We start from the raw sequence: 21348 nt of genomic DNA, 5'->3' as shown, positions 1-21348 counted from the left end.
ACGCGGGCGCTTTTTCTACGTTTTGCCCGCGTCATTCAGGAGACACTGTATGGCAAGCTTTTCCCACGCGGTGGGTGCCCTCACCTACCGCTTCGACGACCTCAAGGACGTGATGGCCAAGGCCAGCCCCGCCCGCTCCGGGGACTTCCTCGCCGGTGTCGCCGCGCAGAACGACGGTGAACGGGTGGCGGCGCAGATGGCGCTGGCCAATATCCCGCTTAAGCACTTCCTGCAGGAAGTGCTGATTCCCTATGAAAGCGATGAAGTCACCCGACTGATCATCGACACCCACGATAAACAGGCGTTTGCGCCGGTCAGCCACCTCACCGTCGGCGGCCTGCGCGACTGGCTGCTCAGCGATGCGGCCGATGAACACGCCCTGCGCGCATTGGCGCCAGGGCTGACACCGGAAATGGCCGCTGCCGTGTCCAAGATCATGCGTGTGCAGGACCTGGTGCTGGTGGCGCAGAAGATCCGCGTGGTCACCCAGTTTCGCGGCACCATGGGATTGCGCGGGCGCCTGTCCACACGCTTGCAGCCCAACCACCCCACCGATGAACCGGCAGGCATCGCCGCGAGTATTCTCGACGGCCTGCTCTACGGCAATGGCGACGCGATGATCGGCATCAACCCGGCCACCGACAGCATCGCCTCGATCTGCGCCATGCTGGAGATGCTTGACGCAATCATCCAGCGCTACGAAATTCCCACCCAGGCTTGCGTGCTGACCCACGTCACCACCTCCATTGAGGCGATCAACCGGGGCGTGCCCCTGGACCTGGTGTTCCAGTCGATTGCCGGCACCGAGGCGGCCAACGCCAGTTTCGGCATCAACCTGAGCGTGCTGCAGGAAGGTTACGACGCTGGCCTGAGCCTCAAGCGCGGCACCCTGGGGCAGAACCTGATGTACTTCGAAACCGGCCAGGGCAGCGCCTTGTCGGCCAATGCGCATTTCGGCGTCGACCAGCAAACCTGTGAAACCCGCGCCTACGCCGTGGCGCGGCACTTCAAGCCATTTTTGGTAAACACCGTGGTGGGTTTTATCGGCCCCGAGTACCTGTACAACGGCAAGCAGATCATCCGTGCCGGCCTCGAAGACCACTTTTGCGGCAAGCTGCTCGGCGTGCCCATGGGTTGCGATATCTGCTACACCAACCATGCCGAAGCCGACCAAGACGACATGGACACCCTGCTGACCCTGCTGGGCGTGGCCGGTATCAACTTCATCATGGGCATTCCCGGTTCCGACGACATCATGCTCAACTACCAGACCACCTCGTTCCACGACGCTCTGTACGCCCGTCAGACCTTGGGTTTAAAACCGGCGCCGGAGTTTGAACAGTGGCTGGCGAAAATGGGCATCTTCACGCAAGAAGGCGGCAAGGTGCACTTCGGCAACAGCCTGCCACCGGCGTTTCGCCATGCCTTGGCGCAACTGGGATGAAGGAGCCGACCGTGCAACCAGAACTGCCTGATAACCCCTGGCTGGAACTGCGCCGCCTGACCCCGGCGCGCATCGCATTGGGCCGCACTGGCACCAGCATTCCCACCAGCGCCCAGCTGGACTTCCAGTTCGCCCACGCCCAGGCGCGGGATGCGGTGCACCTGCCCTTCGATCACGCCGGGCTCAGCAGCCAATTCGCCGAACGCGGCCGCGACAGCCTGCTGCTGCACAGCGCCGCCCCCGATCGGCATGTATACCTGCAACGCCCGGACCTTGGACGGCGCCTGAGTGATGAGTCGGCCCAGACTTTGCGCGACTACGCCTTGACGCACCCCGCTGGGGTGGACTTGGCGATTGTGGTGGCCGATGGTCTGTCGGCGTTGGCGGTGCATAAACATACCGCGCCATTTCTGGCACGCCTGGAAGAACAGACCCACGCCGAAGGCTGGTCCTTGTCACCGGTAATTCTGGTGGAACAAGGCCGCGTAGCGGTGGCCGACGAGATCGGCCAACTGCTCGGGGCAAAAATGGTAGTGATCCTTATCGGCGAACGCCCAGGGCTCAGTTCGCCGGACAGCCTGGGCCTGTATTTCACCTACAACCCCAAGGTCGGCCTCACCGACGCCTATCGTAACTGCATCTCCAATGTGCGGCTGGAAGGCTTGAGTTATGGCATGGCGGCCCATCGTCTGCTGTACCTGATGCGCGAGGCGTGTCGCCGGCAGTTGTCAGGGGTCAATCTCAAGGACGAGGCACAGGTTCAGACCCTCGAATCCGACGATCCGGACCTGATGAAGGGCAATTTCCTGCTCAGCCCACCGGATGACCGATAGCGGCACGATTGCGCTTTTTTGTCGCATTAGGCAGCATCAAGCCACGGCCGCTCGCGTGGTCATACCCCCATTCGGAAGTTGAGGCCTGGCATGCGGATTACTCAAGCGACCCTGGAACACCTGGACCTGTTGACCCCGCTATTCGTCAAATACCGCGAGTTCTATGGCGCCCTGCCGTTCCCGGACTCGTCCCGGGCCTTCCTGGAAAAGCGCCTGCGACGCAAGGAGTCAATCATCTACCTGGCCCTGGCCGATGATGATGACAAGCGGCTGCTGGGGTTCTGCCAGCTGTATCCGAGTTTTTCCTCGCTGTCGCTCAAACGGGTGTGGATCCTCAACGACATCTATGTAGCCGAGGATGCGCGCCGACAACTGGTGGCCGACAACCTGATGCGCACCGCCAAGAAGATGGCCAAGGAAACCCACGCCGTACGCTTGCGGGTCTCCACCAGCAGCGACAATGACGTGGCGCAGAAGACCTATGAGTCCATAGGCTTTCGTGAAGACACCGAGTTCAAGAACTACGTACTGCCGATCAACGAGGACTGACCCCAATCCCCCAAACACCACAACCCCCTGTGGAGGGGGCTTGCTCCCGATGGCGCAGTGTCAGTTAACGAATTTGTCCCTGACCCGCCGCAATCGCGAGCAAGCCCCGTCCCACAAAAAACCAAGCCCAACCGCTTCACACTTTCACGACACTCCCCGCTACAAAAGCCACACGCTTTTCACCATTCAATCCGTATAATGCCGACCTTTCAGGGCCGTAAGAACTGCCGCAATTACTTGTAGCCTTATTGCCCGAGCTTCCGCACAGGCCTGCTGAGCCGGGCCGTTCACACAGGTGCCATCCATGGATTTCAACCCGCTCGACCTTATCCTGCATCTCGACGTCTACCTCGACATGCTGGTAACCAATTACGGTCCGTGGATCTACGCCATTCTGTTCCTGGTTATTTTTTGCGAAACCGGCCTGGTGGTCATGCCCTTCCTGCCGGGTGACTCCCTGTTGTTCATCGCCGGTGCCGTAGCGGCCGGTGGCGGCATGGACCCAGTACTGCTGGCCGGCCTGCTGATGCTGGCGGCGATCCTCGGTGACAGCACCAACTACGTCATAGGCCGAACAGCCGGCGAGCGCTTGTTCAGCAACCCGAACTCGAAGATCTTCCGTCGCGACTACCTGCAAAAAACCCACGACTTCTACGACAAGCACGGCGGCAAAACCGTGACCCTGGCGCGCTTCCTGCCGATTCTGCGCACCTTCGCGCCGTTCGTCGCGGGCGTGGCCAAAATGCCTTACCCACGCTTCTTCGGTTTCAGCGTACTGGGCACCATCCTCTGGGTCGGCGGCCTGGTGACCCTGGGCTACTTCTTCGGCAACGTGCCGTTTATCAAGAAAAACCTCTCGCTGCTGGTGGTGTTCATCATCCTGCTGTCCCTGGTGCCGATGATCATTGGCGTGGTGCGCAGCCGCTTTGGCCGCACCTCCTCCGAAGCCAACCCGCACTGACCGGCAATGTGGTCCCTCAGCGCCTGGCGTCGCCGGCGCCTGCTGGCCAAGCACCCGATTGCCGATGACACCTGGCAGCGGGTGCGCCAGCACCTGACCTTCCTCGACGGCATCAGCGCCGAGCAAGACCAATGGCTGCGCGAAGCCTGCGTAATCTTCCTCGCCGAAAAACACCTCAGCGCCCTGCCCGGCGTCGAGCTGCACCAGGAACAACGCCTGCTGCTCGCCGCCCAGGCGCAATTGCCGCTGATGAACCTGGGCGACCTCGACTGGTACCAGGGCTTCCATGAAATTGTGCTGTACCCCGACGACTTCCTCAGCCCGCAACGCCATCGCGACGCCAGCGGCGTCGAGCACGAGTGGGACGGTGAACACAGCGGCGAAGCCTGGCAACAAGGCCCGGTGATCCTGGCCTGGCCCGGCGTGCTCGCCAGCGGTCAATGGGAAGGCTACAACCTGGTCATCCACGAGCTGGCCCACAAGTTGGACATGCTCAACGGCGACGCCAACGGCCTGCCGCCCCTGCACCACGACATGCGCGTGCAGGAATGGGCCAGCGTGATGCAAAGCGCCTTCGATGACCTCAACCGCCAACTCGACGCCAACCCGGACGCCGAGACAGAAATAGACCCCTACGCCGCAGAAAACCCGGCGGAATTCTTCGCCGTCACCAGCGAGTATTTCTTCAGTGCCCCGGATTTGCTGGCCGACAGTTATCCACAGGTGTACGCCCAACTCAGCCGCTTTTACCGCCAGGATCCCCTGGCGCGCCTGACCCAACTGCAAGCCCATGACCCGCGTTACCAGCCACACGACGAATGACCGTACGACGCTTGGCGCATGGCATCGGCGTCAGAATATGCCTATAATCGCCGCCACTTTTAGGCCAATCCGGCCATGTCATATGGCCAACTACGGGGGCAACGCCCAATGAGCTACAGCAAGATTCCGGCTGGCAAAGACCTGCCGAACGACATCTACGTCGCGATCGAAATTCCGGCCAACCACGCGCCGATCAAATACGAAATCGACAAAGACAGCGACTGCCTGTTCGTTGACCGTTTCATGGCCACCCCGATGTTCTACCCGGCCAACTACGGTTTCATCCCCAACACCCTGGCTGACGACGGCGACCCCCTCGACGTGCTGGTCGTGACCCCTTACCCGGTTACCCCAGGTTCGGTCATCCGCGCACGCCCAGTCGGCATCCTGAACATGACCGACGACGGCGGCGGCGATGCCAAAGTCATCGCAGTGCCACACGACAAGCTGTCCCAGCTGTACGTGGACGTGAAGGAATACACCGACCTGCCGCCACTGCTGCTGGAACAGATCAAGCACTTCTTCGAGAACTACAAAGACCTCGAAAAAGGCAAATGGGTGAAGATCGACGGTTGGGGCAACGCAGAAGCCGCCCGCGCCGAGATCATGAAGTCGGTTGCCGCCTACAAAGGCTGATACCCGCGCCTCATTGCCACGGCAAATAGAAAAGCCCCGTTAATTCGGGGCTTTTTTATGCGCAAGATTAAACATCAAGTTCAATGTTTATTTAATGGCGTTTAACTAAGCAGCACACCTGAAAAAACAAGCCACAACTAAGCCAAATCCTACACATGCAATTCAACGCATGGTTTATTTGATTAGTATTTCCGGCCAGTAAACTCTGCGTTTATGAATACATCAGGTGATCGTTTAAAAGCACTACTTCGGGAAGTTCATCTTTCCGCCTCCGACTTCGCCAAGAACCGCGGCGTCACGCCTCAACACGTGAACAACTGGTTCAAGCGCGGAGTTCCCATGGGCCGACTCAACGAGATCGCAGAACTGCTGTGCGTCTCCAGTCGCTGGCTAAGCGACGGCCGAGGCCCCAAACATCCGCCTGCCAACTACCTGTTGGAAGGCCCCACCGCAAGGATTGCAGCCACCCGCGAAGACACTGGCAAATACCTCACAGGCCCCGCCTGCCGCCCGGAAAAAACCGACGTGGAGATCGCCCTCCACCCCACCTTCACCTCAACCGAACGCATCCGCATCTCGCTGCACACCCTCGAAACCCTCAACGTCAAACCCGACCGCGCGGTAGGCGCCTACATGGTCGACAACAGCATGATCGACATCATCCAACAAGGCGCCACCCTCGCCATCGACCGAGGCCGCACCCAAATCATCGACGGCGAAATCTACGCCGTCGAACACGACGGCATGCTACGCATCAAATACCTCTACAACCGCCCCGGCGGCGGCCTGCGCATGCGCAGCCACAACGCCGCCGAACACCCGGACGAATACCTCAACCACGAGGAACGCTTCGAGCAAAGCTTCAAGATCGTCGGCTGGGTATTCTGGTGGTCCACCCTCAACAACCGCCGCCCACCGGTGCCACTGGATGAACACCTGCTGGGCTGGGAAGGCTCTAAATCGGAACCGGAGGTGGGCAATTAAGATGAATGTGGGTAGAATGCGCCGCACATTTGGCAGGGGGATGGCTTAGCTATTTGACCTGCTTGGCGATGCGGAGGAGTTCCCGCTGATGCCCCTACTATTCAGCCCGACGCAATGTGGGCTGAGCGATTTGAAGGCTGGTGAGGTTTGTCAAAAACAAGCTGAGGCAGTCCCCGAGAAGCCGGCCACAAGCCGGCTTTTTAATATCTGTCAATAAATCCCCTGTGGGCCTACTCCCCCTCAAGCTCATTGGACCTTTCCTTCCTACGCACCGCCTCCAGCCTTAAGCGCAAAAAGCCCACCCCCCGCAAAGAAACCTCTTACAATCCCTCTCTCAATTTTCCAACATGCGTCAGATCCGTTAACCACCAATCGAGAGGCGGGCCTGTGATCAAACCAGACAGCACACCCGAACAACTGGTGAACGTCGAAAACCTGTCCATTCGCCTGCAACGTTTTGCTGATGATCGCGACTGGCACCAGTTCCATTCGCCCAAGAATTTGCTTTTGGCCCTCACCGGCGAGGTTGGCGAGCTTTGCGAAGTCTTTCAATGGATGAGCGAGACCGACTCGATTGCAGCAGCGAAGCGTCCGGAAACTGCCCAAGCGGTGAAAGATGAACTGGCTGATGTCCTGATGTACCTGGTCCGTTTAGCCAGCGTGTTAGGCGTCGACCTCGACGAAGCTACCCGGGAAAAGCTTGCCCTTAACGCTTCGAAGTACCCCGTCGATAAAGCCAGAAGCACCAGCAAAAAATACGACCAACTCTGATACCCCACGCGCTAAGGACTTCTCGTGATCGTTTACGCTGCGACCAAACAGCAATTCCTAAAAGACAACGATAACGACGATATCGAAGAAGTCATTCTCAGGCACTACAAGGAAGCCACGGGGAAAAGAGTTGGGGCGTCGGAGATCAAATCCTGGCAGGGCTCGCTGACGTACATGGCAAAGGTGCTCCGAGATGAAGGGCTGCCGAATGACGCCGGCTTGGCTATCGAGTTGCATATCCCACAGTCTTCGAAGCGTATTGATTTCTTGCTGACTGGGAGGGATGCGAATCAGGGTAAAAATGCTGTCCTGATCGAGTTGAAGCAATGGAGCAAATCAACTGCAACGTCCAAGGACGCGATAGTCAAAACTGCGCTAGGCGGCGGGCTAGTGGAAACTATCCATCCGTCCTACCAAGTCTGGTCATACGCCGCATTGCTCGAAGGCTTTAACGAAGCCGTCTATGACAAAAGCATCGAGGTTCGACCCTGCGCTTATCTTCACAACTATGTCAGCGATGGGGTTATAAATTCTGCGCATTACCAGGCATATATCAGCAAAGCTCCACTGTTCCTCAAAGGGCCGGATGAGCTTGAAAAACTGCGTACGTTTCTCAAGACCCACATCCTTCATGGCGATAACAAAGAAATTCTCTATGAGCTTTCCAATGGAAAAATTCGCCCGTCGAAAGCACTAGCTGATGCACTTAAAGGACTTCTGAAGGGCCAGCCGGAATTCATACTGATCGACGATCAAAAGGCGACGTTTGAATCCGCACTGGCGGCGGCGAGCGCTGCCTCGGAAGCGGCGCCGAAGGTGATTATCATCGAGGGCGGCCCTGGTACGGGTAAAACCGTGCTGGCGATCAACTTGCTCGTGAAGCTTACGAGCCAGGGATTATTGAGCAAGTACGTCTCAAAAAATGCCGCGCCGCGAAAGGTGTATGAGAGCAAATTGGTGGGAACGGTCAAGCGTAGCCACTTCTCCAATCTTTTTTCTGGCTCAGGCGCTTTCATTGATACCGAGCCCAACACCTTTGATGCGCTCATCGTAGACGAAGCTCACCGTCTTAACGAAAAAAGCGGGCTTTACGGCAATTTGGGTGAGAACCAAATCAAGGAACTGATCGAGTCGGCCAAATGTTCAATCTTCTTTATCGACGAAGATCAGCGCGTCACGTTGAATGACATAGGCAGCAAGCAAGCCGTACGTGCTTTTGCGAAAGCCAAAGGCGCGGAGGTAGAGGAATATACGTTGTCCTCGCAGTTCCGTTGCAGCGGGTCTGACGGTTATCTGGCTTGGCTCGATGACGTACTGGATATACGCGCAACCGCCAATCCGCTGCTCGACAATAGCGAATACGAGTTCAAAATCTTTGACAGCCCTCAAGCCATGCATATGGCTATCGAACAAACAAACCAAGGTAACAAAGCCCGGGTTGTTGCCGGTTACTGCTGGCCGTGGCGCAGCAAGAAAGATGCTCGAGAATCCGACATCGTCATCGGCGACGACTACGAACGCCAATGGAACCTTGATCAGGACGGCAGTTTGTGGATCATCGCGGAGAATTCAGTTGATCAGGTCGGGTGTATTCATACATGCCAAGGCCTGGAAGTCGATTATATCGGCGTCATCATCGGGCCCGATCTCATCGTGCGGAATGGGCGCGTTCTTACCTCTGCCCTTGAGCGAGATAAAAACGACAAGTCCATTCGCGGCTGGAAGAAAATGATGAAGGAGCAACCCGATCTGGCAAAGCAGGAAACGGACTTGATCATCAAGAACACCTATCGAACGCTGATGACCAGGGGAATGAAGGGTTGCTACCTCTACTGCACCGACCCAGAAACCGCGCAGTACTTTGCGAGCCGGCTTGACGATCACGCGAACGCTAAATGACCTGCTGGTGCTTGCCTCAATAATGTTGAGACAAGCACCCTCACATTACTTGGACTGCAAACAGTCCACAGCCCGGTCCGCCACCATCTTCGCCATCTCCACCAAATGCATCACCGCTCTTTGCGGAGCAGCCAGTGGCTCCCCTAGCACTTGCGACGTTGCCACCGCACATTGCAGCAACTCAGACACCCGCACCCAAGCATCCTCAAAGCTCAGCTCTTCATTAACAGTAAATGGGTTAGTCGCACCCGATGACGGCGAATCCGAAACAACGTTATCCATAGCAAAACTCCAATCGATGATTTGAAGCTGCCATCTACGCGACTAAACGAAAGGCGGCAGCTGTACGCAGGTTAGTCGACCGGTCGATTGGTAACCCGGCGCACCCGAAGGTGCCCTGCGCACAGCCACCATAAGATGCAGGCGAAGGGGTGCCTGACTCATGAGTTGCTTATGCGCCAATCGAAGCTGGGCGACTAAACCCGATCACTGAATTAGCAGTGACGATCCGCAGCTTAGTCACAGAGTTTCGCTGGCGCAAGCGGCTGGAATTCTCTAGGAAATGTCCCGCAAATGAAAGGGATCTAACCTGCTGGCACAACGAATTCGCGCCAGCTCCGAGGTGCAGGCTCCACACTATGTGGACATAGGCAATGTTGATTTAATCGACAAACGCCGCACGCGCATTGTCCCCATCGCTCCCGCGGGCTTTTTGTCAGACTACGTACCCTTCTATTTCACCCCCTTCTCTGTGATGATGAAAAATATTCACTCTGGGTGGAGCGTTCAGCAGCGCAAAAATGACGAAATCGTAATTCTCGTCTCTAGCTTGCACCGCGTCGCCGAGCTTGGTCTACCGTTCGTCTTTACAAACGCACATGCGTACCCGGATTGGACAGACTATTACAGCGATGTGGCGAATCTCCACGAGATCGATTGGTCTATCCTTCAACGGCGTGATTTCAAACGTGACCCCGATGACCCTCGCAAAATGGAGCGTTATCAGGCTGAGGCGCTGATTCATCACCACCTACCGATTACAGGACTCCTTGGCATCATGTGTTACACCGATGCAACGAAAAAACGCATAGAACAGGACGCCGCCGCCCGAGGCCTTACGTTGTCTGTGCATGCGCGTCCGGGATGGTATTTCCAATGATCAGATTCACCCAAGGCAACCTTCTGGAAGCCAATACCGAAGCCCTCGTCAACACGGTGAATACCGTAGGCGTGATGGGCAAAGGCATCGCGCTGATGTTCAAAGAGCGCTTTGCAGAAAACTATCGTTTGTACGCGGCAGCCTGTAAGGCTGGCGAGGTAGAAACAGGCAAGGTTCACGTAACCGCAGTCAACGAACTGGAAGGTCCTCGTTGGATCGTTAACTTTCCGACTAAGCGCCACTGGCGGTCACCTTCGCAGATGGCGTGGATAACCGAAGGTCTGCATGATCTACGGCGCTTTCTGATTGAAAATCATGTGAAGTCCGTGGCTGTTCCGCCGTTAGGTGCAGGTAACGGGGGGCTGAAATGGCCGGAGGTTCGCGAGCAGATCGTTGAGGTGTTAAGTGATCTGGATGTCGATGTGCTGGTATTCGAGCCGTCCAATCAGTACCTGAATGTCGCCAAACGCAGCGGCGTTGAGAAGCTCACACCTGCTCGCGCACTTATTGCGGAACTAGTGCGGCGGTACTGGGTGTTAGGTATGGAATGCAGCCTGCTGGAGATTCAGAAGCTGGCCTGGTTCCTGGAGCGTGCTATTGAAAAGCGGCCAGACCTCAAGAACCCGCTGGACCTTAAGTTCGTTGCTCATAAGTACGGGCCGTATGCCAATCGGTTGGAGCACCTGCTTAACAATCTGGATGGTAGTTATCTGCATTGCGATAAGCGCATCAGCGATGCGGAAATCAGCGATGTCATCTGGTTTGACCAAGACCGTAAAGCCTTTCTCCAAACCTACCTCAACACAGAGGCCAAAGAGTACTCACAAGCCTTGGAGTGCACCGCCGAATTGATCGACGGATTTGAGTCGCCGTTTGGTATGGAGTTGTTGGCGACAGTCGATTGGTTGCTGAGCCAGAAAAATGTTTCCCCTAGCGTCCCTGCTGTGCGCGAGGCATTGAAACAGTGGGAAGGCGGAGCCGGTGCTGGTGCTCGTAAGAACAAGCTGTTCGACGACCAAGCGCTTGAGATTGCACTTAAACGGCTTACGCACACCCCCTCCAATGCTCAGATGGCTATCTGTTGAGGGTCGGAATGCCCGCTGACGCGGGCATTTAAGCCAATTTGTTGAGGCGCGCCCGGCCAGTCCTGACTGAGAAGCCCAGCAGGCTTTTTCAATCCAATATCAAATGCGGCAAAAACCGGCTCGAATCCTTGGTAATCAAACTATTGTCCTCCCGCACCCCAATCCCCGCCGCCTGGTCTCCAATCACCCAAGACCCAATCAACGTGTAGCTGTCGCCAAACCGTGGCAACGGCGCAAACTCCTGAAGAATAAACGGCGCATCCGTGTAGGGCCCGTCCTCTTTCACGATCAGCCCATCAGCCGTTTGCAGTTCGATGTTGGCCCCTTCCCGCGAGAAGAACGGTTTGCGTACCCAGCCCTTCGGCACGGCTTTACCTGGGTCAGTATCCAGGTGTGACGCGAGCAAATTCGGGTGGCCTTTGTTGAACTCCCATAACAGCGGCAGGATGCCTTTGTTGGAGAGGATGGACTTCCACGCAGGCTCGAAAAACTGCGTGTCGCTCTCGGCAATGGCGGTGCCGAAGGGTTCGTGGAAGATGAACTCCCAGGCGTGCAGTTTGAACAGGTGGGGGATCCAGCGATCTTGTAGGTCGACGAAGCGGCCTTCGTTGGTCAGGCCGATGTCTTCGATGTCGATGTGGCGTGATTCGATGCCGACTTTTTCCGCGACGAGGCGAAGGTAGTCGGTGGTGCCTTTGTCTTCGATCGAGTCTTTCATCGAGGCGAAGTAGAACGGCTGGTTGACCTGCAGTTGGGCAAAGGCCTGGTGCAGTTTGGTGTCGATGCTATTGAACTGGTCGGCGTGCTTGGGCAGCAGGCCGCGTTCGATGCATTGTTCCAGCCAGCCCCACTGAAACGCCGCGGCCTCGTAGAGGCTGGTGGGGGTGTCGTAGTTGAGCTCCAGCAACTTGGCGGGGCCGGTGCCGTTGTAGGAGAAGTCCATGCGCCCGTACAGGTGCGGGTGGCCTTCGAGCCATGAGGTGCGGATCATGTCGTAGAAAGGCGCGGGGATGCTCAGGCGTTCGAGCAGTTCTTCGCTGTGGACCACGCGGGCCACGAGGTCCATGCACATGTCATGGATCTCGGTGGTGGGGTCTTCGAGGTCGCGCTCGATTTGCTGGAGCGTGAACTGGTAATACGCGCGCTCGTCCCAGTAGGGTTCGCCGTCGATGGTGTGGAACAGAAAACCGAGGCTGTCGGCGGTCTGTTTCCAATCATGACGCTCTGCGCAGTGGATCTTCTTCATGCCTGCCTTCCTTAACTGCTCGACCCGCCGCCGCCCCAGCCGCTGCGGGCGCTGGCCTTGCTGCCGAAGCCGCCACGGGAGGTGGCCGAGGACACGGAGCTCGACTTGGTGGAGGAGCGCAGCGTGTTGGTGTAATTGCTGCTGCCGTACCGGGCCTGGTTGGAGCGGCCGAAGGTGGCCCCATTGGAGACGCGCTGGTTGAGCGTGGAGTTGCCGTAGTTGCCGCGATCATCGCGGTAGCGGTACACCGGCTCGGAACGGTAGCTGTTGCGGTTGTTGCTCAGCATGTTGCCGATCAGCAGGCCGGTGAGCAGGCTGGTGGTGGAGAAACCTGAGCCACCGCCGCTGGCTTGGGCGTTGGTCGCTTGGGCATTGGCGGCGTCGACCTGGGATTGGGTCACCTGGCCTTCGGCGGTCAGTTCAAAGCCGCCGAGCCTTGGGATGAACTTGCCGGTGGAGTCTTGCTGGCACCAGTCGGCGACAAAGTCGGCATCGCAATCGGCCTGGCTGTCGTACACCGGCGCAATGCGGCGATGCTCGGCCATGGCGGTCATGTAGGCGTCCGAGCAGACGTCTACCGGGAGTTTTTCATCGGCGCATTGCTGCACCGATTGGAAGTTGTACTTCTTCTGCAAATCGTAGGTTTTTTCCGTTGGCCCGCAGCCGGATATCGCCATGGCGACCGACGCTGCCAGCGACAGCTGGACGTACTTGCTTCGTTTCATCGAGAGCTCCGTGCGCAATCAGTTCGAGGTGGGCGTCATGCACGCGGCATTCAACATGCCGACGCTGATGGCCACGGCGGCTACGTAAATACCGGCCGCGAGCTCGCCGTTCTTGATGCGCTCAGACGTGCCTTTGAGCACCAGGCTGGTCAGCAAAAATGCCAACAGTTGGACGACGGCTGCAATCACTGCCCAGACCACGAAATCGACGAGGCTGACGGAATAGGCAATCACGTTGCTGGCCGGGATGGCGAAACCGACGATGGCACCGCCCAGGGCAACCGCTGCGGATGTGTTGCCCGCCCGGATCAGCTCGAACTCCTTGTGCGGGGTGATACGGGTGTAGATGAACTGGAACAGCGCGAACAGTACCGCAGCCCCCAGGATGTAGAGGACAAAGCCGAACACGGCAGCTTTGTTCAGGGAAATGGAGAGAGCTTCTAGCATGGGATGCTTCCTTTTTTTAGAGCGCAGTCAGATCGGTTGTGTACAGCGAAATGCCCAGCGACGTGCTCAGGCTGATGGTGCCTTCGGCGTCTTCTTCGACGGAAAACAGCAAAAACTCGCGGCGGTCGGTCAGGCCGGTGTCGCGTGCGTATAGCATCGAACGGTGCTCGATGCTGTAGGCCGCCTCCGGGCTGACGATTTGCTCGCTCATCGCCACCAATTCGGTCTGGCCATCCTCGCTGCCCCACTCACGGAAGAACTCGACGCCGTCATGGGTGTAGGTCGGCAGCCCGATCAGGCTTTGCGGGCCCGCCAGCCGGCGCAGTTCAGCTTCACTGCTGACGGTGACGTTACTGAGGTAGTTGAACAGGATCACCGACTCGACCTGCCCGGCGATGTCACCCGTGGTGTGCACCTGCAGCCAATAGTCTTCGTCGTTCATGTAATAGCGCGACAGCCATGTCGACTGCCCGAGGTCAACGGTGCCGTTGGCCCAGATTTCCTGGGAACCGGGTATTACCACCGAGGTTTTCTCATCGAGCAACAGTTTCAGGCTCGTGTCGAACATCAGGCCTTTGCCCGGTGCCAGGCCCAATGGCCCGGTGACCGGCAGCGCCTGGTTGGCCGGCGCTTTAGAGTCAGCAGTGGCGTTCGGAGCTTCGAGCCCCATCAGTTGTTTAAACCATCCCATGGGAGATTTCCTTGAGCCGGGTGGAGGCGATATAGAAGAGTTCACCGCCCTCGACGCGGGTGGCGCTCGGCGGGTTGATCGCGGGTTGCTGGGCACCTTTGGCGCGATAGCCGATAAGGGTGGCGTTGTGCTGTTCTTTCAGCCGGGTGTACAGCTCGCCGAACGTGGCCTCAAAGGCCTCGGGCAACTTCATCAGGTATTGGGTGGCACCCTGCCCCACACACAGCAGCTCATTGATAACCACGGACGAGCCTGGGTCCTGGGAGGCACGCACCAGCATTTCAATCGCCATGCTTGAGGTGCATTCCAGGCGGGGTGCGTAGGAGCTGGCGAGTGCGGCGATTTCACTTTCGTTGAAGTGGGCGACCACATGCCCGAGGGGGCTCAATTGATTGACCGCCAGCACGGTGGCCAGGGTGAGGTCGTCAGATGGGGTTCGCACCAGCACACGTTCGGCACCGGGAACGCCGGCACGCAGCAGCAACGCGGTGGAGGACAGGCTTTCACCGCGGATGAACGCCGCTTTGCCCGGCATCGGGTTTTCTTCGAGGATGCAGTCGCAAATCACGATCAGGTTGTCGTTGGAGGTTTCGTCTTGCAGCAACAACTCGATAACCCGTTCGCTGGACGCGCCCTCCCAGCCGATCAGCACGGTATGGCCGACCTTGCCGGTGAAATCGCCTTTGCCTTTCATGCCTTTTCTCCATGCATCGATGACACTGCTGGTGGTTTTGCCGATGGCGGCCGTGAGCAGCGCAATACCGCCGAGCATGACCCAGGTTGCCACGAATATCCGCCCCACCGCGGTCTGCGGTGCGAGATCGCCATAGCCGACGGTCAGTGTGGTGGTCAGATAGAAGTAAACAAATGTCGCGGGGGCGGTGAGGTGTTGCTCGCCCAGGAACACCAGGCCCAGATAAGCCACGCCCAGGTGTACGCCCAAGGCAACGACCAGGCCTGCCCAGCCGAAGCGGTGAAAGAGGGACGAAGCGTACCGGCGCAATAAAAGAAAGATCGACATTTCATCCCTGGTTCCGTGGGTACTGGGTTCCTGACGAGGCGCTCGCCTCGGCATTTGGATGCTTAAGTGCGCTCACCCGGCATTAAACCTGCTGCGCGGTGCAGAGAGAAGTACCTTGGCGGCAATAAACCCGGCGAACGCGCCGAAGAGATGGCCTTCGAAGGAAACACCCTGGCGGGGCAGGAAGCCAAGAATCAGGCCGCCATACAATACCGCCACCACACCGGCAGTTATCAGGTTGCTCCAACTTCTGTGGAACCAGGCGCGCGCCAGTAGGTAAGCCCATAGCCCGAATACCCAACCGCTGGCGCCAACGTGAATGCCTGCAAAACCGAACAGCCAGACCAACGCGCCACCCAGCACAATCACGATTGCGCTGACAGCAATGAAGCGGTGGAGCCCGTCGAGAATGACCAGGGTGCCCAGGACCAGAAAGGCAATCAGGTTTGCGCTCAGGTGGGCAAAGGACGCGTGCAGAAACGGTGAGGTGAGGATGCCGAGCAGGCCGTGCAGCGTTCGCGGGACCAGCCCGAAGGCCATGAGACTGTAACCAGTCGCTACATTGAGCAGTTGCAGCGCGACCATCAAGAGGGCCAGGCCTGCGATTGTCTTGAAACCCTTGAAGGTATCCATCCTCACCTCGGCATAAAAAAGAAGGGCGCAAATGCCCTCCTTTCAGCGGTGTCGCTTATTCAGCCGACTTTTGCTTCAGACGCTCAAGAATCGCATTGGCGCTGCCTTCGTTCGGCGTGATGCCGGCGTCGCGCAGTTTGCGTTCCAGGTCAGTGCCCGTCGATGCCTCAGCCAGTTCATCCTGGGCTTGCAGTTCCGCGGCGCGCTGCTGCTGTTTGGCCTGCAAGCGATTCAGCGTACCGACGGCGGTTTCCAGCTTGCCGTTGGCGCCGCCGCTGGCAATGGATGCGCTGACCTGGGCCTTCTGCACGCTGTCGCGAGCCTTGGCCATGTCCACTTGCTGGCGCAGGCTTTTGATTCGGCTCTCGGCCTTGGTGATGTCCTTGCGCATGCTCTCGGCGTAGCCACCGAACTCGGCGGTCTGCTTTTGCTCGACGTCCCGCTCGTTGGTCAGGGTCGAAATGGCTTCGGCGACTTCCAGGGCCAGGTCTTCACGATTAGCCTGGATCGCGGCCATCGCCTTGGTCTCCAGGTCTTTGATCTTGGCGTCGTACTCGCCGACACGATCAGCGGCCAGTTTGTGCTTGGCCATGATGCTGACCAGCTCACGCTTGGCATTGGCCAGGGCGCTGTCAGCATCGCGGATTTCCTGGTCAAGGATGCGCAGGGCCTGTTGGTCGACGATCGATTCGCCAACTTCATTGGCACCGCCACGCAGCGCGGTGAACAATTTGCTCCAGATGGACTGAGTCATTAGGTTTTCCCGAATAATTAGTTGAAGAAACGTTCGAAGGCTTCGCTGGCGCGCTGCACGTTGTCGACCAGGGTTTTCACCTCGGTCACGATGTTGGTCAGGCTGGAGTCGGAGCTGAGTGCACCGAACATGTTGTAGACCACCTGCCCGTTGGGCATGGACTCGATGCCGATGGAAGACAACGGGAACATCTCCCGGCTGCGCAGCACCGCATCATTGAACTTGGCGACATCATTGATGGACTCGACGTCGACCAGCACGGTGTCCACGATGATCTGCTCGCCCACCACTGCGATGTAAATCGGCAGGCCGCCGAAGTCGTTCATTTCCAGCTTGATGCTGGACTCGGAGCCTTGGACGAGGGAAAGCGTAATGTCTTTGGACGTCACTTCATCCAGGGCCTGCAGCGCACTGAAGAGGCGATCGATGTTCCAGTTGGTACCTGCGCTCATGAAATTCTCCGACATGAATGAGCCAGCCAGAATCGGTTGGCGAAGCTGTTTCTCCATCTGCTTGAGCAAGCTTCGGTTTTCGGGAAGCACCCAAGCCTCGTGTTTCACATAGCCGGCGGCCGCCAGGCCCGCTCGCATCTGCTTCATGTAAAAGCTCGATGGCTTTTTCGCAGACTGTTTCAAGCGCTCTCCCTGAAGGCTGGCTGAATCGGTATCGGGCCCTGCAGCAGGGCTCGATGGAGAGCTGCTTTTCATCGTACTGACCTCGCTGTGAAAAACTCACGCGTGAGAAAATCTACAGGCAATGTTCGTTGCACTCAATAGCTCACGCGTGAGATTTTTCCGAAGATTTTCCGCCCATAGGCAAGACCATATCTTGTGAGCGCCCAGGAATTGTCTCTTCTGAGTTGACGGTATTACCTATTCCAGCCGATTTATCCCCCGTCGCCCACCCATTAATCTGTGCCCATGTTGAACGCAACGCCCAACCAACCTAAACAAAAAAGGATTCAACCATGAGCACTGCAACCTACAACCGCTTGAACAAAGACGACGCCATCGTACTGCTGGTCGACCACCAGACCGGCCTGATCTCCCTGGTGCAGGACTTCTCCCCCAACGAGTTCAAGAACAACGTGCTGGCCCTGGCGGACCTGGCCAAGTTCTTCAACCTGCCGACCATCCTCACCACCAGCTTCGAGCAAGGCCCCAATGGCCCGCTGGTGCCGGAGTTGAAGGAGATGTTCCCGGACGCGCCGTACATCGCCCGCCCTGGCCAGATCAACGCCTGGGACAATGAAGACTTCGTCAAGGCGATCAAGGCCACCGGTCGCAAGCAGATCATCATTGCCGGTGTGGTAACCGATGTGTGCGTGGCGTTCCCGACCTTGTCGGCGCTGGCGGAAGGCTTTGAAGTGTTTGTGGTGACGGATGCATCGGGCACGTTCAATACCACGGTGCAACAGGCGGCGTGGAGCCGGATGACCCAAGCCGGTGCACAGTTGATGAACTGGTTCTCGGTGGCCTGTGAGCTGCACCGCGACTGGCGCAACGACATTGAAGGCCTGGGGAATCTGTTGTCCCAGCGCATTCCTAACTATCGCAACTTGATGAATGGCTATGCGGCGTTGACTGCACAGCAGAAGTAAGCCAGCCGAGTGTGACGATAAGCCTGCCCTGAAAAGCAGGCTTGCGGCGTTTGAGCCGAATCGCGGGCCAGATCCAATTGCGCCTTGGGCAGGCGGTTTTCAATGCGCAGAACCAGGATGTTGCGTGAACAATTATGTTTGATAGTTTGAATGGCATACCAACGTCGCGTTTCGAGCCCAGGAAGTTTGTCCAACAGCGTGATTTGATGACACCAAGGCAATTGTGCAAGCACCTGTTGCACAAATTCAGAATCCGGCCACGCCTCGGCAAAAGGGCGTATGTACTTGAGATTATGCGGCGAAAAACCTTGATGTCAGGAAAGGCCGCCCGCAGATCTTGCGCAAGACGGTCGCTCACTTTGCTACCCCAGCCTTGATCGGCCTGACGGGTCAAAATATCGCGGCTGATCTGCAAGTAGAGCAGCACCGATTCACGATTGACCGCGTGCATTGGCCATTGAGTCGAAAAACGAGAGCAGCATTCGCCGTGGTCCTTGACTCTCCCCTATACGGCACACCCTACCCTGAATGCTCATTTCAGGAGCCTTCAGCATGAGTCAGCGCATCCTGGTCATTCTCGGCCACCCGTCCACCGATAGTTTTTGTTCAGCGCTCGCCCAGACTTATATCCACTCCGCGAAAACGGCAGGCCACGACGTACGCGTCCTACGCCTGGGTGACCTCAGGTTCGACCCCATCCTTCACCACGGTTATACCCAGGTCCAAGCGCTGGAGCCCGACCTGCTCAGCGCCCAAGCCGACGTTCTTTGGGCCGAGCACCTCACATGGGTTTTCCCTGTTTGGTGGGGTGGTATCCCGGCACTGATGAAAGGCTTCATTGACCGAGTTTTCCTACCCGGCTTCGCCTTCAAATACCGCGCAGGCAAGGCATTCCCTGACAAGCTGCTAAAGGGCAGAACCGCGCACTTGCTAGTGACCCTGGACACGCCGGCGTGGTATTACCGCTGGGTCTACCGCATGCCGGCCATCCACCAGATGCGTCGCACCACGCTGGCGCTGTGCGGCATCACGCCAAGCAAGACCCTGCTGTTCGGGCCGGTGCTGGGCGCTACGCTGGCGCAGCGGGCCAGGTGGCTGAAACAGGCCGGCGCATTATTTGAGAAAGGGAGTTTTCATGTACATCGGCAAAGCCGCGCAGTTGGCCGGCACCACCATCAAGGCGATTCGTCACTATGAGGCGATTGGATTGATGCCCGAGCCTCAACGCCAGGGCGGTTATCGCGTTTATACGGCGCAGAGCGTGGAGCGATTGACCTTTATCAAATGCGCCCAGCAGCTGGGGTTCAAACTCAAGGAATTGCAGGAGATTTTGCTGGGGTACGACGGTAACGCCCTTCCCTGGGAGCGAGCAAACCAAGCCATCGCCCACAAGAAGCACGCTCTGGCCGCGCAAATCGCCGTGTTGCAACGGATGCAGGCAGGCTTGATCGCGTTTGAAACCCAACTGAAAGAAGCCCAAGGGCACTGCTTGTCAATCAGCAGCGTCGCCACTTGACGCAGCTTTTGCGCATGAGTTGACGCAGACTTTTGCGAGCCACTTGTAAGGGCTATCTGATTTTCCAGACCGTTCATCCAGCCGCTTTTCGCTACGGCAGACTCCGACGCCTTGCCTTCTGTCGAGACGTCATGGATGACCCACGCTGCCCACATTGCCGCTATCGAACATGAGCTGGATGGTTTCCATCAGAGCCTGGTGGAGTACCGCCAGCAGATAGGTGCCTGGTATTCGCGTGCGCTGGATTCGGTCAGTCATGCAGCGGATATGCCGTCGTTGCTGGGCATGGACCGGGTGTTGCGGGTTGGGGATTCCCAGCGTTCGGTAAGCCTTAGCGACGCGGATTTTTCCACCGTGGCCCGCTGCCCGGTGGGTGGCGTGCTGAAGATCGAGAGCAAATTCGAATCAGCGTATGACGTGCCGATTGGTGCGATCCCGGTCGAGGTGATCGGACTGGATGACGGCAGTTCCACGCGGGTGATGCTCGATGAGCACGGCAAGGGTTCGCACTACTGCGCCGCCGGCAAACGCTATCAGGTGCGGGTTCAGGGTGGCGTTTCAGCGCAGCAAGTGGACGACTTGTTTACCTCCTATGCCGGGCTGACGGCGGACTTGGAACAGTGGCTTCGGTCGCAGTGGAAAGGCTTCAAACCCCACTGGGAACGCTCTACTGCCAGCGCGATTGGCAGCGGCGTGCTGGCAGGCAGTTGGGCGGCGATCCATGACGCGTGGGACAGCATCAAGCTGGTGCAGGCGATGCTTGAAGACCCGTTGAAGTACGTCGAGCAACTGGGCAGCGAGGCGGCCAAATTGGCGCAGATCGCCACCGATACGCCCAAGGTCATGGAGCAGGCGATGCTGCTCGCCAGTGATGAAGCGGTGCTGTACCTGCTACTGCGCACCGCCATGATCTGGCTGGACACGTTACCGCCCCGTGAAATTGCGCAGGCGGCCGCCGGTTTTATGGTGTCGCTGCTGATTGATCTGGTGGTTGGCGCAGTGTTGACCATCGCGTTGCCAGCGGCGGGCGTGGCGTATTTGAGCATGCGCCTGGTCAAGTACGGCAAGCAGATTCTTGCGGCGGCAGTGGGCTTCGTGGAGGGCGTGCTGGCGATTCTCACGAAGTTCATGCAGGCGGTGGACCGTTACAAAGCGGTGGCGGTTCGCGGAGTGGTCGGCAGGCTGAAGCAAGGCACGATGCAGATGCGCTGGCGGGCGCGGCAGAACGCGGTGCTGACGCAGAAAGAGCGTGTGGATGATGTGCCTGTCGTGGCTTCCAATCCCAAGGGCGATGCGGCGGCACCTGCGGACAAGACGGTTACTAACGGCTGCCCGGTGTCGATGGTCAACGGGGAGGAATTGCTGACCCTCACCGATGGCACGCTGGACGGGATGTTGCCGTTTGAGTGGACGCGGCTTTATCGCACCAGTGCGGTGGAAGTGGATTGTGGGCTGGGGTTTGGCTGGAGTCATGGGCTGGCGCACAGGCTTGCTGTGTCGGGCGATTCGGTGGTGTGGACCGATCATGAAAACCGCTCGACCGCCCTGCCCTTGCCCACTGCGGCTCGACCG

23 protein-coding genes and 2 pseudogenes are annotated in these 21348 nt (G+C 58.1%); 15 read left to right on the top strand and 10 right to left on the bottom strand.

Translation table 11 applies throughout. The features are described from left to right. Positions 1-49 precede the first annotated feature (49 nt). From KVH01_RS23365 to KVH01_RS23325, 9 genes are all read left to right on the top strand, one after another. The gene (locus KVH01_RS23365) at positions 50-1444 is read left to right on the top strand and encodes an ethanolamine ammonia-lyase subunit EutB (protein WP_217883084.1); all 1395 of its coding nucleotides are present in this window, start codon (positions 50-52) and stop codon (positions 1442-1444) included. Beyond that, entirely contained in the window at positions 1441-2277 is an 837-nt protein-coding gene (gene eutC / locus KVH01_RS23360; protein WP_217883083.1) for an ethanolamine ammonia-lyase subunit EutC, read from the top strand. The genes KVH01_RS23365 and eutC overlap by 4 nt, the downstream gene beginning before the upstream one ends. 90 nt (positions 2278-2367) lie before the next feature. Further along, positions 2368-2826 carry a GNAT family N-acetyltransferase gene (locus tag KVH01_RS23355; RefSeq protein WP_217883082.1) on the top strand — a complete coding sequence of 153 codons (459 nt, stop codon included), beginning with the start codon at positions 2368-2370 and terminating at the stop codon, positions 2824-2826. A gap of 304 nt (positions 2827-3130) precedes the next feature. Continuing rightward, positions 3131-3787: a DedA family protein gene (locus KVH01_RS23350; protein ID WP_003194521.1), complete on the top strand. Its 657-nt coding sequence runs from the start codon at positions 3131-3133 to the stop codon at positions 3785-3787. Positions 3788-3793: 6 nt separating this feature from the next. Next, positions 3794-4609 carry a M90 family metallopeptidase gene (locus KVH01_RS23345; protein WP_217883081.1) on the top strand — a complete coding sequence of 272 codons (816 nt, stop codon included), beginning with the start codon at positions 3794-3796 and terminating at the stop codon, positions 4607-4609. Positions 4610-4717: 108 nt separating this feature from the next. Beyond that, entirely contained in the window at positions 4718-5245 is a 528-nt protein-coding gene (gene ppa, locus KVH01_RS23340) for an inorganic diphosphatase (protein WP_005791810.1), read from the top strand. 213 nt (positions 5246-5458) lie between these two features. Further along, positions 5459-6229, top strand: coding sequence for a LexA family transcriptional regulator (locus KVH01_RS23335; RefSeq protein ID WP_217883080.1), 771 nt, complete (start codon positions 5459-5461; stop codon positions 6227-6229). Positions 6230-6616: 387 nt separating this feature from the next. Further along, positions 6617-7000 carry a nucleotide pyrophosphohydrolase gene (locus KVH01_RS23330; RefSeq protein ID WP_217883079.1) on the top strand — a complete coding sequence of 128 codons (384 nt, stop codon included), beginning with the start codon at positions 6617-6619 and terminating at the stop codon, positions 6998-7000. A gap of 24 nt (positions 7001-7024) precedes the next feature. Next, positions 7025-8899: a DNA/RNA helicase domain-containing protein gene (locus KVH01_RS23325; RefSeq protein WP_217883078.1), complete on the top strand. Its 1875-nt coding sequence runs from the start codon at positions 7025-7027 to the stop codon at positions 8897-8899. A gap of 45 nt (positions 8900-8944) precedes the next feature. Here KVH01_RS23325 and KVH01_RS23320 read toward each other — a convergent pair whose 3' ends face one another. Then, entirely contained in the window at positions 8945-9181 is a 237-nt protein-coding gene (locus tag KVH01_RS23320) for a DUF6124 family protein (protein ID WP_217883077.1), read from the bottom strand. 328 nt (positions 9182-9509) lie between these two features. Here KVH01_RS23320 and darT point away from each other — a divergent pair. Both darT and darG read left to right on the top strand, forming a co-directional pair. Next, positions 9510-10058, top strand: a pseudogene (gene darT, locus KVH01_RS23315) (type II toxin-antitoxin system toxin DNA ADP-ribosyl transferase DarT); the annotation flags it as partial. After that, entirely contained in the window at positions 10055-11143 is a 1089-nt protein-coding gene (gene darG, locus KVH01_RS23310) for a type II toxin-antitoxin system antitoxin DNA ADP-ribosyl glycohydrolase DarG (protein WP_217883076.1), read from the top strand. The pseudogene darT and the gene darG, both read left to right, overlap by 4 nt. An 88-nt stretch (positions 11144-11231) precedes the next feature. Here darG and KVH01_RS23305 read toward each other — a convergent pair whose 3' ends face one another. The 8 genes from KVH01_RS23305 to KVH01_RS23270 form a co-directional block, all read right to left on the bottom strand. Further along, positions 11232-12389, bottom strand: a complete 1158-nt coding sequence (locus KVH01_RS23305) for a glutathionylspermidine synthase family protein (protein WP_217883075.1) — start codon at positions 12387-12389, stop codon at positions 11232-11234. 11 nt (positions 12390-12400) lie between these two features. Then, positions 12401-13114 (bottom strand): DUF1190 domain-containing protein, encoded by a 714-nt coding sequence (locus KVH01_RS23300; protein WP_217883074.1) that lies wholly within the window; start codon positions 13112-13114, stop codon positions 12401-12403. Positions 13115-13132: 18 nt separating this feature from the next. Then, complete coding sequence (locus KVH01_RS23295; protein WP_043048033.1) at positions 13133-13561, bottom strand: DUF350 domain-containing protein; 429 nt, start codon at positions 13559-13561, stop codon at positions 13133-13135. 16 nt (positions 13562-13577) lie between these two features. Beyond that, entirely contained in the window at positions 13578-14252 is a 675-nt protein-coding gene (locus KVH01_RS23290) for a DUF2491 family protein (RefSeq protein ID WP_217883073.1), read from the bottom strand. Next, a complete protein-coding gene (locus KVH01_RS23285; RefSeq protein ID WP_217883072.1) occupies positions 14239-15273 on the bottom strand; it encodes an ion channel in 1035 nt (344 codons plus the stop codon). The genes KVH01_RS23290 and KVH01_RS23285 overlap by 14 nt, the downstream gene beginning before the upstream one ends. 72 nt (positions 15274-15345) lie before the next feature. Then, positions 15346-15906 carry a rhomboid family intramembrane serine protease gene (locus KVH01_RS23280; protein ID WP_217883071.1) on the bottom strand — a complete coding sequence of 187 codons (561 nt, stop codon included), beginning with the start codon at positions 15904-15906 and terminating at the stop codon, positions 15346-15348. Positions 15907-15961: 55 nt separating this feature from the next. Beyond that, on the bottom strand, positions 15962-16660 hold the full coding sequence (locus KVH01_RS23275) for a PspA/IM30 family protein (protein ID WP_043048039.1): 699 nt from the start codon (positions 16658-16660) through the stop codon (positions 15962-15964). A gap of 17 nt (positions 16661-16677) precedes the next feature. Beyond that, positions 16678-17259 carry a YjfI family protein gene (locus tag KVH01_RS23270; protein WP_043048040.1) on the bottom strand — a complete coding sequence of 194 codons (582 nt, stop codon included), beginning with the start codon at positions 17257-17259 and terminating at the stop codon, positions 16678-16680. Between the two features lie 368 nt (positions 17260-17627). Here KVH01_RS23270 and ycaC point away from each other — a divergent pair, with 368 nt between their 5' ends. After that, positions 17628-18260: an isochorismate family cysteine hydrolase YcaC gene (gene ycaC / locus KVH01_RS23265; protein WP_034117703.1), complete on the top strand. Its 633-nt coding sequence runs from the start codon at positions 17628-17630 to the stop codon at positions 18258-18260. A gap of 44 nt (positions 18261-18304) precedes the next feature. Here the strand turns inward: ycaC and KVH01_RS23260 are convergent. After that, positions 18305-18705: pseudogene (locus tag KVH01_RS23260) on the bottom strand (DUF1016 N-terminal domain-containing protein); the annotation flags it as partial. A 107-nt stretch (positions 18706-18812) separates the two neighbouring features. On the opposite strand from KVH01_RS23260, the gene KVH01_RS23255 reads away from it, so the two are divergent. From KVH01_RS23255 to KVH01_RS23245, 3 genes are all read left to right on the top strand, one after another. Then, positions 18813-19457, top strand: a complete 645-nt coding sequence (locus tag KVH01_RS23255; RefSeq protein WP_217883070.1) for an NAD(P)H-dependent oxidoreductase — start codon at positions 18813-18815, stop codon at positions 19455-19457. Beyond that, positions 19396-19776, top strand: a complete 381-nt coding sequence (locus KVH01_RS23250) for a MerR family transcriptional regulator (RefSeq protein WP_217883069.1) — start codon at positions 19396-19398, stop codon at positions 19774-19776. Before KVH01_RS23255 ends, KVH01_RS23250 begins: the two co-directional genes overlap by 62 nt. 135 nt (positions 19777-19911) lie before the next feature. Then, a partial coding sequence (locus KVH01_RS23245; protein WP_225924336.1) for a DUF6531 domain-containing protein occupies positions 19912-21348 on the top strand: 1437 nt, incomplete at its 3' end.

The sequence above is a fragment of the Pseudomonas khavaziana genome (assembly GCF_019145205.1).
Classification (GTDB): Bacteria; Pseudomonadota; Gammaproteobacteria; order Pseudomonadales; family Pseudomonadaceae; genus Aquipseudomonas; species Aquipseudomonas khavaziana.
This window is presented reverse-complemented; position numbering and strand designations above follow the sequence as displayed.